At 72.7% G+C, this 13,561-nt stretch carries 12 protein-coding genes and 1 pseudogene; 10 read left to right on the plus strand and 3 right to left on the minus strand.

Translation table 11 applies throughout. From position 1 onward, the window contains the following. The first annotated feature begins 33 nt into the window (after positions 1–33). The 8 genes and pseudogenes from rhaS (at position 34) to ACFPZJ_RS32350 (ending at position 8,100) form a co-directional block, all read left to right on the plus strand. Entirely contained in the window at positions 34–1,116 is a 1,083-nt protein-coding gene (rhaS, locus tag ACFPZJ_RS32315) for a rhamnose ABC transporter substrate-binding protein (protein ID WP_381029097.1), read from the plus strand. Between the two features lie 17 nt (positions 1,117–1,133). Further along, positions 1,134–1,448: pseudogene (locus tag ACFPZJ_RS32320) on the plus strand (L-rhamnose mutarotase); the annotation flags it as partial. A 62-nt stretch (positions 1,449–1,510) separates the two neighbouring features. Next, a complete protein-coding gene (locus ACFPZJ_RS32325; RefSeq protein WP_381029100.1) occupies positions 1,511–2,935 on the plus strand; it encodes a BNR repeat-containing protein in 1,425 nt (474 codons plus the stop codon). Between the two features lie 104 nt (positions 2,936–3,039). Next, positions 3,040–4,065: a LacI family DNA-binding transcriptional regulator gene (locus tag ACFPZJ_RS32330; protein ID WP_381029102.1), complete on the plus strand. Its 1,026-nt coding sequence runs from the start codon at positions 3,040–3,042 to the stop codon at positions 4,063–4,065. 101 nt (positions 4,066–4,166) lie between these two features. Continuing rightward, complete coding sequence (locus ACFPZJ_RS32335) at positions 4,167–5,468, plus strand: alpha/beta fold hydrolase (protein WP_381029105.1); 1,302 nt, start codon at positions 4,167–4,169, stop codon at positions 5,466–5,468. 29 nt (positions 5,469–5,497) lie between these two features. After that, complete coding sequence (locus ACFPZJ_RS32340; protein ID WP_381029107.1) at positions 5,498–6,241, plus strand: PIG-L deacetylase family protein; 744 nt, start codon at positions 5,498–5,500, stop codon at positions 6,239–6,241. Between the two features lie 46 nt (positions 6,242–6,287). Further along, positions 6,288–7,193: an RNA polymerase sigma factor SigJ gene (gene sigJ / locus ACFPZJ_RS32345; protein ID WP_381029580.1), complete on the plus strand. Its 906-nt coding sequence runs from the start codon at positions 6,288–6,290 to the stop codon at positions 7,191–7,193. 76 nt (positions 7,194–7,269) lie between these two features. Then, positions 7,270–8,100, plus strand: coding sequence for a pentapeptide repeat-containing protein (locus ACFPZJ_RS32350; protein ID WP_381029110.1), 831 nt, complete (start codon positions 7,270–7,272; stop codon positions 8,098–8,100). Here ACFPZJ_RS32350 and ACFPZJ_RS32355 read toward each other — a convergent pair. Then, positions 8,062–9,627 (minus strand): cytochrome P450, encoded by a 1,566-nt coding sequence (locus tag ACFPZJ_RS32355; RefSeq protein ID WP_381029112.1) that lies wholly within the window; start codon positions 9,625–9,627, stop codon positions 8,062–8,064. The two genes, ACFPZJ_RS32350 and ACFPZJ_RS32355, sit on opposite strands and share 39 nt — an antisense overlap. Positions 9,628–9,745: 118 nt before the next feature. On the opposite strand from ACFPZJ_RS32355, the gene ACFPZJ_RS32360 reads away from it, so the two are divergent. Both ACFPZJ_RS32360 and ACFPZJ_RS32365 read left to right on the plus strand, forming a co-directional pair. Continuing rightward, positions 9,746–10,354 (plus strand): TetR/AcrR family transcriptional regulator, encoded by a 609-nt coding sequence (locus tag ACFPZJ_RS32360; RefSeq protein WP_381029114.1) that lies wholly within the window; start codon positions 9,746–9,748, stop codon positions 10,352–10,354. A 144-nt stretch (positions 10,355–10,498) separates the two neighbouring features. Then, positions 10,499–11,161, plus strand: coding sequence for a DUF2470 domain-containing protein (locus ACFPZJ_RS32365; protein ID WP_381029581.1), 663 nt, complete (start codon positions 10,499–10,501; stop codon positions 11,159–11,161). Here the strand turns inward: ACFPZJ_RS32365 and ACFPZJ_RS32370 are convergent. Both ACFPZJ_RS32370 and ACFPZJ_RS32375 read right to left on the minus strand, forming a co-directional pair. Continuing rightward, positions 11,129–12,343, minus strand: a complete 1,215-nt coding sequence (locus ACFPZJ_RS32370) for a lactonase family protein (RefSeq protein WP_381029117.1) — start codon at positions 12,341–12,343, stop codon at positions 11,129–11,131. The genes ACFPZJ_RS32365 and ACFPZJ_RS32370 overlap by 33 nt on opposite strands. Positions 12,344–12,476: 133 nt before the next feature. Then, complete coding sequence (locus ACFPZJ_RS32375) at positions 12,477–13,532, minus strand: hypothetical protein (protein WP_381029120.1); 1,056 nt, start codon at positions 13,530–13,532, stop codon at positions 12,477–12,479. Positions 13,533–13,561: the final 29 nt, after the last annotated feature.

Here is a 13,561-nt window from a genome sequence, read left to right on the forward strand (position 1 = left end):
CCCTCAGCCCACCCTCGTAAAGGAACCACCGCCATGCGCAAGTCATCGCTCCGCCGCACCTGCGCGGCCCTCGCCGCCGTCACTTCCCTCGCCCTGGCCGCCACCGCGTGCGGCGGCACCACCAAGAAGGACGTGCACAGCGAGGGCGGCTCGGCCGCCGCGGCCGGCAAGGCCGACCCGAACGCCGAGCTGAAGAAGGGCCTGACCGTCGGCTTCCTGCCCAAGCAGGTCAACAACCCCTACTTCACCTCCGCCGACAAGGGCGGCGAGAAGGCCCTGAAGGAGCTGGGCTCCAGCTACAAGGAGGTCGGCCCGTCCAGCGCCACCGACACCTCAGGCCAGGTCTCCTACGTCAACACCCTCACCCAGCAGCAGGTCGACGCGATGGCCGTCTCCGCGCAGGACCCGGGCGCCCTGTGCACCGCGCTGAAGCAGGCCATGAAGAACGGCATCAAGGTCGTCACCTACGACTCGGACACCAAGCCCGACTGCCGCAACGCCTTCGTCTCGCAGGCCAGCGCCGAGGACCTGGGCCGTACCGAGGTGCAGCTGCTCGCCAAGCAGATCGGCTACAAGGGCGAGATCGCGATCCTGTCCGCCGCGCAGACCGCGACGAACCAGAACACCTGGATCGAGTTCATGAAGGACGAACTCAACAAGCCCGAGTACAAGAACATGAAGCTGGTCAAGGTCGCGTACGGCAACGACGACGCCCAGCAGTCCTTCCAGCAGACCCAGGGACTGCTCCAGGAGTACCCGAACCTGAAGGGGATCATCTCCCCGACCACCGTCGGCATCAAGGCCGCCGCCCAGTACCTGTCCGGCTCCAAGTACAAGGGCAAGGTCAAGCTGACCGGCCTCGGCACCCCCAACGACATGCGCAAGTACGTCAAGAACGGCACCGTCGAGGCGTTCGAGCTGTGGGACCCGGCCAAGCTCGGCGAGCTGGCCGCCCGCACCGCCGTCGCCCTGGCCTCCGGGCAGATCACCGGCAAGGAGGGCGAGACCTTCAAGGCCGGCGCCATGGGCGAGTACACCATCGGCAAGGACGGCGTGATCAGCCTCGGCAAGCCGACCGTGTTCGACGCCAAGAACATCGACCAGTTCAACTTCTGACACCTGGAGGGTCGTTGATGCAGCGCGTGTGCTTCCTGCTCAAGGTCAGGGCGGACCGCCTCGACGAGTACCGCGAGCGGCACGCCGACGTGTGGCCCGAGATGCGCGAGGCGCTGTCGGCCACCGGCTGGCACAACTACTCGCTCTTCCTGCGCGAGGACGGCCTGCTCGTCGGCTACCTGGAGACCGAGGACTTCGAGGCCGCCCTGGCCGGTATGGAAGCCACCGACGTCAACGCCCGCTGGCAGGCGGAGATGGCGCCGTTCTTCGAGTCGCTGGACGGCGCCCGGCCCGACGAGGCCATGAAACCGCTCACCGAGGTGTTCCACCTCGACTGCCCCCCGTGCCTGATCTCCCTCCGCCCGATCTCGCCCGACAAAGGAGTCCCCCCGAGATGAGACGACGTACGCTGCTGGCCGGAGCCGTCCTCAGCGCCGTGGCCGGCCCAGCCCTCGGCAGCGGCACCGCCCGGGCCGCCGACCCCGGCCCGTCCGTCACGCGGACCGGCACCACCACGCTCGACAGCCAGGCCATCTTCTTCGTGTCGTACGACGGCCTGGTCAACAACAACGCGTTCCAGAAGAACGGCCTGCTGACCTACAAGGGCTACCAGTACGCCGCCTGGTACACCGCCGACCGCAACGCCGTCGTCGGCCGCCGCGCCCTCGGCGCGAGCACCTGGCAGACCGTGAAGGTCGGCCACACGCTCCGCTACAACGACTCCCACAACGTCATCTCCATGGGTGTCTCCAAAGCGGACGGCCGCCTCCACCTCAACATGGACTCGCACAGCGACGGCTTCACCTACGTCAAGTCGGTCGCCGGACTCATGGACAACCCCGCCGGGCTGAGCTGGACCACGAGCCGCTTCGGCGCACCCCAGTCGACGCTCGACGGGCTGACGCTCACCACCCAGTTCACCTACCCGCAGTTCGTCTCGACGCCCGAGGGCCGGCTCCAGCTCAGCTACCGGGTCGGCGTCTCCGGCAACGGCCGCAACGCGCTCGTGGAGTACGACGGCACGCAGTGGACCGCGCTGGGGGAGTGGACGTCCTCCACCGGCACGTACACCAGCGAGCACGGCTCCTCCACGGCCCGCAACATGTACCTGCACGGCATCGACTACGACCGCAACGGACGGCTGCACTCGTTCTTCACCTGGCGCGAGCAGAACAGTGCCGTGATGTGCTCCAGCGGCGGCATCACCAACCACGACACCGGTTACGTCTACTCTGACGACCGGGGCCGCACCTGGCGCAACACCGCGGGCACCGTCGTCGGCGTCACCGGCGGCTCGGACCGGGTCTCCGTCACCGACGGCGGCCTGGTGGTGGACCCGCTCAACCCGGACCACTCCCTGATGAACCAGGAGAGCCAGTTCACCGACTCCGCCGGCCGACCGCACGCGATCATCTCCTACGTCCCCGGCCGCTTCGGCCAGTGCACCACGAACTACGTCGCCGACCGCACCGCCAACGGCCGCGCCTTCCACGTCCGCAGGAACAGCTCCGGCGGTTGGCAGAAGACCGAGATCCCGGTCCCGCTGAACTCCAGCCAGCGCACCAAGCTGATCCTGGACAGGTACGACAACGCGTACGCGATCTTCCCGTTCGGCCGGATCGCCGGCGCCTCGGCGGCCTCCGGGTACACCGACTGGAAGCTGCTGTTCGACGGCAGTGGCCTCAACGCCTTCGGGGAGGTCGTCATCGACGAGACGCGGGTCGCGCAGGACGGGGTGCTGTCCTTCATGTACCAGGAAAAGTCCAGCGGCACGACACCGTCGGCGCTGCGCGTCGTCGACTTCCGGCTGCCCGCCTGACCTCGATGGCACCGAAGCCGTACAGAGGCGGCATGACGGTAATGTGAAGGCCTTCCGGCCGCTCCTCGTCCCGTTGCATCCGTCCCCTTGGAGGTCCCTGCCCGATGGCCCAGTCGGTGGGAATCAAGGACGTCGCCCGCGTCGCCGGAGTCTCCGTCGGCACGGTCTCGAACGTGATCAACCGTCCGGACACGGTCGCCGCCGAGACCCGGGCGCGGGTGCTGTCCGCCATAGACCGGCTCGGCTACGTCCGCAGCGAGTCCGCGCGCCAACTGCGCGCGGGCCGCAGCCGGATCATGGGGCTGCTCGTCCTCGACATGGGCAACCCCTTCTTCGTCGACGTGGCGCGCGGCGCCGAGCGCGCCGCCCGGGAGGCCGGGCTCGGCGTGATGGTCTGCAACAGCGCCCAGAACCCGAGCGAGGAGGCCGAGTACCTGTCGCTCTTCGCCGAGCAGCGGGTGCGCGGCGTGCTGCTGACCCCGTCGGACGCGAGCGGCCGCAACATCGCCTCCTTCCGACGCCACGGCATCCCCTTCGTCCTCGTCGACCGGGTCGCTGAGGGCACCACCGAGTGCTCGGTCTCCGTCGACGACGTGGCCGGCGGCGCCCTGGCCGTACGCCACCTCGTCGACGCCGGGCACCGCTCCATCGCGTACGTCAGCGGCCCGCCCGGCCTCAACCAGGTAAGGGACCGCCGTACCGGCGCCCTGAACGCGCTCGCCGAGGCGGGGCTGGGCCCCGACGCACTGCGCGAGCTGCCCACCGAGCGGCTCGACGTCGCCGCAGGCCGGGACGCCGGTGCCCGCCTGCTCGGCCTGTCCGAGCGTCCCACCGCCGTGTTCTGCGCCAATGACCTGCTCGCCCTCGGCGTACTGCAGGCCATGTACGCGGCCGGCGTCGGCGTGCCCGACGATCTGGCGATCGTCGGCTACGACGACATCGAGTTCGCCGCCGCGGCGGCCGTCCCGCTGACTTCGGTGCGGCAGCCCGCCGTCACCATGGGCGCCCTGGCCGCCGAGCTGCTCCTGGAGGAGACGGAACAGGAGGGCGCGGCGAGGCGACACGAGCACAGACGGGTCGTCCTGCAGCCCGAGCTGGTGGTGCGCCGCTCCAGCCTGTCCGCCCGCTGATCCGCCGTTCAGTACGATTTCATGATCCTGGGGGTCGGCCGGCGGACGATCGTGTGCTGAACTGGGACACGGTCCGAAAACCGTCCGTCCCGGGAGCCCCGTTGACCTCCAGCTACCGCCAGCCCGGTGTCGTCCTCACCGACCGCCGCTTCACCGTGCCCCTCGACCACGACGACCCGCGCGGCGAGACGATCGAGCTGTACGCCCGCGAGGTCGTCGCGAGCGACAACGCGGACCGGGACCTGCCGTGGCTGCTGTACCTGCAGGGCGGTCCCGGCTTCGGCGCGAACCGTTTCGTCGGCAAGCAGGCCTGGCTCGGCCGCGCCCTGAAGGAGTACCGCGTCCTCCTCCTCGACCAGCGCGGCACCGGCCACTCCACCCCCGCCAACCGCCAGACCCTCCCGCTGCGCGGCGGCCCCGCCGAACAGGCCGACTACCTCACGCACTTCCGCGCCGACTCCATCGTCCGCGACTGCGAGGCCATCCGCCCCGCGATCACCGGCGGCGCGCCCTGGACCGTCCTCGGCCAGAGCTTCGGCGGCTTCTGCACGGTGACGTATCTGTCCACCGCCCCCGAGGGCGTGGACACCGCCGTGATCACCGGCGGGCTGCCGTCCCTGGACGCCCACGCCGACGACGTCTACCGGGCCGCCTACCCGCGCGTCGAGCGCAAGGTCGCCGCGCATTATGACCGCTACCCGCAGGACGTCGACCGCGCCCGCCGCGTCGCGGACCACCTGCTGACGCACGACGTGGTCCTGCCCAACGGCTACCGGCTCACCGTCGAGGCCTTCCAGTCCCTCGGCATCCTCCTCGGCGGCGGCGAGGGCAGCCACCGGCTGCACTACCTCCTGGAGGACGCCTTCGTCCGCACCCCGCGGGGCTTGGCGCTGTCCGACGCGTTCCAGGAGCAGGTCCAGGGCCTGCTGTCGTACGCGAGCCATCCGCTGTACGCCCTCGTCCACGAGGCGTGCTACGGCCAGGACGCCCGGCCCACCGCCTGGTCCGCCGAACGGGTGCGCGCCGAGTTCCCGCAGTTCGACGCCGCCAAGGCCCTCGCCGGCGACGAACCGCTGCTGTTCACCGGCGAGTCCGTCCACCCCTGGACATTCGACTGCGACCCGGCCCTGCGCCCGCTGCGCGACACGGCCGGCCTGCTCGCCGCACGCACCGACTGGACGCCGCTGTACGACCCCGCCCGCCTCGCCGCCAACGAGGTGCCGGTCGCGGCCGCCGTCTACCACGACGACATGTACGTCGACACCGCGCACTCGCTGCGGACGGCGCGGGCCATCCGGGGACTGCGCACCTGGGTCACCGACGAGTTCGAACACGACGGCGTCCGGGCCGGCGGCCCCCGCGTCCTGGACCGGCTGCTGGCCCTGGCCCGAAACGAGGTGTGACGCGGCGGGCGGCGGCCTAGTCTTCGACCATGACCGAGCCGACGATCACGCCACTGCAGCCCATGCCCGACGACTGGCAACGCGCCCTGGCGGTCGTCGCCCACCCCGACGACCTCGAGTACGGCTGCTCCGCGGCGATCGCGGCCTGGACCGGCGCGGGCCGCGAGATCGCCTACGTGCTGGCGACCCGGGGCGAGGCGGGCATCGACACGCTCGAGCCCGCGCGGTGCGGCCCGCTGCGGGAACGGGAACAGCGGGCGAGCGCGGCCGTGGTGGGCGTGTCGGTGGTGGAGTTCCTCGACCACGAGGACGGCGTCATCGAGTACGGCACCGCCCTGCGCCGCGACATCGCCGCCGCCGTCCGCCGCCACCGGCCCGAGCTGGTGATCACCCTCAACCACCGGGACACCTGGGGCGGCGTCGCCTGGAACACCCCGGACCACGTGGCCGTCGGCCGGGCCACGCTCGACGCGGCGGCCGACGCCGGCAACCGGTGGATCTTCCCGGACCTCGCCGAGCAGGGCCTGGAGCCGTGGAACGGGGTGCGCTGGGTCGCGGTCGCCGGGTCCAGCACACCCACGCACGCCGTGGACGCCACCGCGGGCCTGGAGCGCGCGGTGCGCTCGCTGCTCGAACACCGCACGTACATCGAGGCGTTGACCGACGAGGACCCGGAGACGTACGTCCGGGGCTTCCTGACCCGGCACGCCGAGGCCACGGGGGAGCGGTTCGGGGGCAGGCCGGCCGTGGCGTTCAAGCTGTTCAGCAGATGAGCGCGTGCGGCGAATGAAGGACAACGGACTCATGACGGGGGAACGCATGACGGGCACGCAAGCCCTGGCCGACCGGTTCGAGGAGCACCGCGGCCAGCTGAAGGCCGTGGCGTATCGGATGCTCGGCTCACTGGCCGAGGCGGACGACGCCGTCCAGGAGGCCTGGCTGCGGCTGAGCCGTACGGACGCGGGCGAGATCCAGAACCTCGGCGGCTGGCTGACCACTGTCACCGGACGGATCTGCCTGGACCTGCTGCGCTCGCGCTCCGCGCGTCGCGAGGAGCCGATGGGTGAGGACCTCACCACCTTCGTCCCGGACCCGGTTCTGCGGCCGTTGCCCCAGGACGACCCGGAAGAGCAGGCGATGCGGGCCGACTCGGTGGGGCTGGCCATGCTGGTGGTGCTGGAGGCCCTGGACCCCGCCGAGCGGCTCGCGTTCGTGCTGCACGACATGTTCGCCGTGCCGTTCGACGACATCGCGCCGATCGTGGAGCGCACCTCGGCCGCGACCCGGCAGCTGGCCAGCCGGGCCCGGCGCCGGGTGCGCGGCGCCGCCCCGGCGGCCGATCCGGACCTCGGCCGGCAGAAGCAGGTGCTCGACGCCTTCCTGGCCGCCTCACGCGCCGGCGACTTCGAGGCGCTGCTCGCGGTCCTGCACCCGGACGTGGTGCTGCGTGCCGACTCGGGCGTCCTGGTCCGGGGCGTGGCGGCGTCCAGAGCGCTCCAAGGGGCGAAGCGGGTGGCCGAACAGGCGCTCATGTTCGCCCGGTTCATGGAAGTGGAGGCGCGGCTGGTCCTGGTCAACGGCGCGGTCGGGGTCGTCAACGCCCCCCAGGGGCGGCCGCTGTCGGTCATGGGCGTCACGATCGCCGACGGCCGGATCACCGGCATGTACATCCTGGCCGACCCGGAGCGGCTGGAGCGGCTGGACCTGCCGGACGTCGCCGGGTGAGTCAGGCGGCGCTGAGTGAGAGCCCCCTCGAGCCCGGAGACCCGTCGGTGAGTTCCCGGTCCGTATCCTGAACGTCATGCGAGATCAACCGGCCGACCGGGCGGACCTGCGGGGCGACTGCGCGCGGTGCTTCGGACTGTGCTGCGTCGCCTTGCCCTTCGCCGCCTCGGCCGACTTCGCGCTCGACAAGGACGCCGGGACGCCGTGCCCGAACCTCCAGGACGACCACCGCTGCGGCATCCACGCGAAGCTGAGGCCGAAAGGGTTCACCGGCTGCACGGTCTACGACTGCTTCGGCGCCGGGCAGAAGGTCTCGCAGGTCACCTTCGGCGGACGGGACTGGCGCACGGGTGGGCGTGAGCACGCCCGCCGCATGTTCGACGTGTTCCCGGTCGTACGGCAGTTGCACGAGCTGCTGTGGTACCTGACCGAGGCACTGACCCTGCCCGCGGCCCGCCCCGTGCACGCCGGGCTGCGCCGGGCGCTGGACCGTACCGAGCGGCTCACCCGGGGGACCCCCGGGGATCTGGCCGCGCTGGACGTCGCGGCGCACCGGCAGGAGGTCAACGCCCTGCTGCTGAGGGCCAGCGAGCTGGCCCGAGCCGGGGTGCGCGGCCGCCGGAAGGACCGCCGGGGCGCCGACCTGATCGGGGCCCGCCTCAAGGGTGCCGACCTCAGGGGCGTCAGCCTGCGCGGCGCCTGCCTCATCGCGGCGGACCTCACCGGCGCCGATCTGCGGGGCGCCGACCTGATCGGGGCCGACCTGCGGGACACCGACCTCACGGACGCGGACCTGACCGGCGCGCTCTTCCTGACCCAGCCTCAGCTGAACGCGGCCCGGGGGAGCGCGGGCACCCGGCTGTCCGCGTCAGTCACGCGGCCCGCGCACTGGACGGCGCGGGGCTGACGGGGCGTCGTCGTCCGGGCGTGCGGGCGCCCCGCCCGCCGTGGCCCGCGCTGCCGCCGTGTCCTCGTGAGGGACGGTGGCCGGGACGGGGCGGTGTTCCAGCCACAGCCGCAGTCCCTCCGGCATCAGCGTCAACCGCTCGGTCACCCGAAGCCGGTAGCCCGGATCGGGCCGCAACGCATAGCGGCGCAGCAGCAGGCCGAGCACCAGCGTGGCCTCGTGCAGGGCGAACTGCCGCCCGATGCACGCCCGCGCACCGGTTCCGAACGGTTTGAAGGCGTGCGGCGGACGGGACCGTACGGCCTTGGCGTCGAAGCGGTCCGGGGCGAAGCGTTCGGCGTCCGCGCCCCACACCCGGGGATCGCGGTGCACCATCGGCGTCAGCACCAGCGCCCACGCGCCCCGCCGCATCGGGTGCTCCCCGGCCAGCACCGTGTCCTCGCGCGCCTCCCGGGCGAAGGCGGGCGCCGTCGGCCACAGCCGCAGCGCCTCGTCCAGGACCCGGCGCACGTACCGCAGCCTTGCGACCTGCTCGTACGCGGGCTCCGCCACGCCGCCCCACACACGGTCCACCTCCGCGCGGGCGCGGGCCGCGACGTCCGGGTGGCGCGAGAGGTAGTGCAGCGCGAAGGAGAGCGCGCCCGAGGTGGTCTCGTGCCCGGCGACCAGGAAGGTGACGACCTGCCGGCGGACGTTCTCGGGCGACAGCCGCTCACCGGTCTCGGGATGCGCCGTGTCGAGCATCCGGTCGAGCAGGTCGCCCTCTCCGGGCCCGGCGGCGCGGCGCGCCCGGATCAGGTCGTCGACGGTGCGGTTGAGGTACGCGATGTCGGCCGTGTTGCGGCGGCTCGCGCGGCGCAGCAGCAGCGGGGCCAGCGGCGAGGGCACGGAGTTGAGGCGCTGCGCGTAAGTGAGCGTTCCGACCATCGCCGTCACGAACGGATGCGGCCGGGAGCGCTCGAAGGACTGGAAGTCGTGCCCGAAGCCGGTGCGCGCGATCGTCTCCAGCGTCAGCTTCGTCATGTCCCCGGGTACGTCCACGGCCCGGCCGGCCGCCCGTTCGCGGTCCCAGTGCTCCATGAGCCGCCCGGCCACCGCCAGCATCATCCGGTGGTAGCCCGCCATGGCGTCCCGGCTGAAGCCCGGCGCCAGCACGTCGTGCGCGAGCTGCCAGCTGGGTTCGTGGTTGTACGCCGTGAACAGCCCGTCCCCGGCGACCGGCCGCAGGTTGGCGACGCCGAGCCCGACGTGCTTGGCGAAGCGCGACTCGTCCGCGAGGTCGGCCACGAGATCGGCGCCCCACACGAACACGAACTCCTTGCCGAAGGCCCTGCGCCGGAAGATGGGCCCGAGTTGCCGGGCGTGCCGCAGGGAGTCCTGCAGGGGCGTGCGCCGGTCGGCGCCGAGCACATCGCCCAGCAGCGGCAGCCGGTGCGGCGGATGAGGTATGCGGTGCAGTGCGGGCCAGCCCTGCTCCGCCCCGCGGAATCCCTTCGGCAGCCCGGTCCCGGTCGTCGTCTCCGCCATGACGCGATCTCCCTCGATCCAGCGGCATGTGATGGCCCCAGCGCCTGTTGCACATGGGTTCAATAACGCGGCCTCAGTCTTGTCCCGTTGTTGAACCGGCGTCAAGTAAAGTGCGGGCATGGCTGCGAACCAGGGCGAGCGCACCCGCCGCCGGCTCAGCACCGCCGAGCGGCGCGAGCAGTTGCTGTCGGTCGGGGCGCGGCTGTTCTCGGAGAACCCGTACGACGACGTGTGGATCGAGCAGGTCGCCGAGATCGCGGGCGTGTCGCGTGGGCTCCTGTACCACTACTTCCCGACCAAGCGGGACTTCTTCGCGGCGGTCGTCGAGCGCGAGAGCGAGCGGATGCTGCGCATGACGGCGGCCGTGCCCGGGGTGCCGGTGCGTGAACAGCTCACCGCCGGTCTCGACACGTACTTGGAGTACGTCCGGGCCCACGCCCACGGCTACCGCGCCTTCCACCGCGCCGACGCGGCGGGGGACCAGGCCGTGCGCCGGGTGTACCGGCGGGCCCTGGCCGCGCAGGAGCGGCAGATCCTGGCGGCCCTGGCCGCCGACCCCGAGTTCGGCCCGGTCGTCGAGGAACGTCCCGACGTGCGGCTGGCCGTGCGCGGCTGGCTGGCGTTCACCACCGCCGTCTGCCTGGAGTGGCTGCGCGGGGCCGAGTTGGGCCGTGAGCAGGTGCGCGATCTGTGCGCCCGCGCCCTGCTGGGCGTCCTGACGCCCTGAACGTCACGTGAGGATCGCCCGGGCTGGTTGGCGCTCACTCGGATCTCCGATAGGTTAGGCAAGGCTCTCTCCGCGGTCACCGCGGAGGACCACGCGACGGCCAGGACCGAACGGGCCCGTTCGGCCGCGGCGGGCGCGGCGGTCCTGCTGTGGCTGTCGTCACCCATCACAAACCTCCTTACGCGCGAGGAGTTCATCGGCGCGCACACCGTGACCGAGAACGGCCGGGTGCTGCTCGACGTGCCCGAGGACAGCGCGCTGCTCGCGGCCGCGATCTGCGCGCCGCGGGGGGAGCCGTCCGCCGTGCTGGAGTTCGCCGACGTCGCGCCCGTCCCGGTACGCAACCGGGTCCGCGCCAGGCTGTGGCTCGCGGGCTGGTTCGCCCCCGAGGACGGCAAACTGGCCTTGCGGCCCACACGCGTGGTGCTGCGTCAGCCCTCCGGGGCCGTCGTCGTCGACCGCGACGAGTTCGCCGCCGCCGCGCCCGACCCGCTGGCCACGGCCGAGGCACGGCTGCTGACCCATCTCGCCGACTGCCACCCGGACGCGGTGGAGCGGCTCACCCGGCTCGTCGACCCCGACAGCCTGCACGGCGCGCTCCGTATCCAGCCGCTCGCCGTCGACCGGCACGGACTGACGCTGCGCATCGAACGCGCCCGCGCCCACGGCGACGTACGGCTGCCCTTCCACGCGCCCGCCGACACCGTCACGCAGCTCACGGAACGCATGCACGTCCTGCTCGGGCAGGCGAGCGCCGCCTCCTGTCCCCGGGCCCTACAGCGGCAGCGCGCAGACGGCGACCGGTGAGGCGAACGGCTCGCCCGCCCGCCGCAGTTCACCGCTTCCCGGGTCCACCCGGAACACGGTCACGGTGCCGGACTTCTGGTTCGACGCGAACAGCAGCGTCCCGTCCGGAGAGAAGGCGATCTGCCGGGGGAAGTCACCGCCCACAGGCACGGTGTCCAGCAGGCTGAGCCGGGCGCCGTCCGCCTCGATCGCGTAGCGCGTGAGGCTGTTGTGGCCCCGGTTGGCGAGATAGGCGAACCGGCCGTTCGCGGTCACCAGGATCTGCGCCGGGTAGCTGGTGCCCGGCCCGGTGCCCGTGGACTGCGCCTCTTCGACGGTCAGACGGCCGGATGCCGGGTCGTAGGCGCAGACGGCGACCGTGTTGTCGACCTCGTTGGCCAGGTAGGCGTACCGGCCGCCGGGGTGGAAGGTGAGGTGCCGCGGACCGGCGCCGGGCCGTGTGTGCGCCTGCGCGACCTCGGTGAGCGTGCCGGCCCGCTCGTCCAGCCGGTACGTGTAGACGGTGTCGGTTCCCAGGTCGACCGCGAGGACGTGCCCCTGGTCCGGGCTGGTGACGAACTGGTGGGCGTGCGGGCCGTCCTGACCCGGACCCGGCGCCGGGCTCGCGTGCGTCACCAGGTCGGTGCGCTCACCGAGCGCTCCCGAGGCGTCGATCGGGTGCACGGCCACGCTGCCCGAGGTGTAGTTGGCGCTGAGCAGCCAGCGCCCGCCCGGATGCACCGACAGATGGCAGGGGCCCCCGCCGCCGGAGCTCCGGCTGCTGAGGACCTCGCGGTCGGAGAGACGGACGGCGGTCACCGCGCCGTCGTCGCGTTCACCGACCGCGTACAGCGTCCGGCCGTCGGGATGGACCGCCAGGTACGACGGGTCGTCGACCCCGGTGAGAGTGCCGGTGCCGGTGATCCGGCCCGTCGTGGGGTCGTAGGTGGCCAGGCCGATGCCCTTGCCGCCGCCCTCCACGGACGTGTGGGTGCCGAGGTAGAGGGGGCGAGGGCCCGACGGCCTGCGGGCCTCGCCGGACGGGCTCGCGCTCGGCTCGGTGTGTGCCTGGGGCGACGAGGCGGACGGAGCGGTCGCGGTCGGCGGTGCCGGGCCGTTGCCGCACGCGGGGAGGGCCGCCCCGGCGGCCGTTCCCGCCAGGGCGCCGACGAATCGCCGCCTGCTCCAGTCACTCCTGGCCAAAGTCCGCACCTCGCGTCGTCGGTCGTCACAGTCGTGACGCCACCCTGACCCGGATGCCCCGCCAGGTGCAACAACGGCACTGAGCGTCGCCTCAGCCCCCGAACTCTCGCCGGCCTCTCCCTCCCCGGCCGTCCTACCAGTCCCCGTCCTCCACCGGCGCCCCGGGCGCGTCCTTGAGGGGCCGCACCTGGTGCGGCGAGGGCGCCTGCCAGGGCTCGTGGTCGTCCCCGAGCCAGTCGCCGACGGGCTTCACCGCCTGGAGCGTGACCGTCGGGGCGAGGTCGTACGCGTCCTGGTCGTAGTAGTCGAACCAGGGCAGACCCGCGCGGGTGTACGCGGCCCGGTCCACCGGCGACGGCGCAGGCGCCTCGCCCGTGATGCGGCGCCACTGCGGCGGTGTCACCAGGTGCACGAAGACCCGCCCCGCGGGCCGCTCCGCCCAGTCCGTGAGCGGCCGGTCGTCCCGGTAGACCTCCTGCCGCATCGACCCGCCGACGCCCAGCCCCATCGCCGCCGAGGCCCGGGGCCGGCCCGGCGGAGCGGCGGCGGGTGCCGGGACCGCGCCCGGCGCGGGCGGCGCCGCCATCGGCAGCGCGGCACCGTAACCGCCGGGCGGCGGCAGCGCCCGGGCCCGCTCCGCACGCCGCCGCTCCTCCTCGCGCCACCCAGCCAGTTCCCGGTCGTTCAGCGGGAAGGACTGCAGTTGTACGCCGCCCCAGACCTCCTCGCCCGTGACCTGGCCCTCGACGGTCGCGCCCAGGCCGAGCGGCACCGCGACGAACTGGCGTACGGTGCCCGTCCCGGAGTTGATGCCGTCCAGCCAGGGCTGGCGGGGCAGCACGACGTAGTTCTGCGGGTCCCGGGACAGCCGGTCGCTCCACGGCCGGCCCGACACGGCGCACACCTTGCCCACGCCGACCTGGAGCGCGGCGGGCTCGATCGTGCCGGAGAAGCTCAGCCACATCGCCTCGCGCAGATACACCGGCAGCATCACGCCGCCCCGGGCCCGCCACGCCTCGGGCACCGTGTCCGGGTGGTCGGCGACCCGCCGGACCGGGAACTCGCCGAGGCCCGGCGGCAGCGGATGGGTGCCGCTCTCGGGCAGCCGCAGCGTACGGATGAACCGCACCGCCACTCCGCCCGGCAGCCGCAGTGTGTTGCCGTCGATCCGCACGGCGGTGTCGGCCATGGGCCACTCCTCGCATCCGGCGCCGGCCC

Source organism: Streptomyces bullii, from assembly GCF_042657145.1.
Taxonomy (GTDB): Bacteria; Actinomycetota; Actinomycetes; order Streptomycetales; family Streptomycetaceae; genus Streptomyces; species Streptomyces bullii.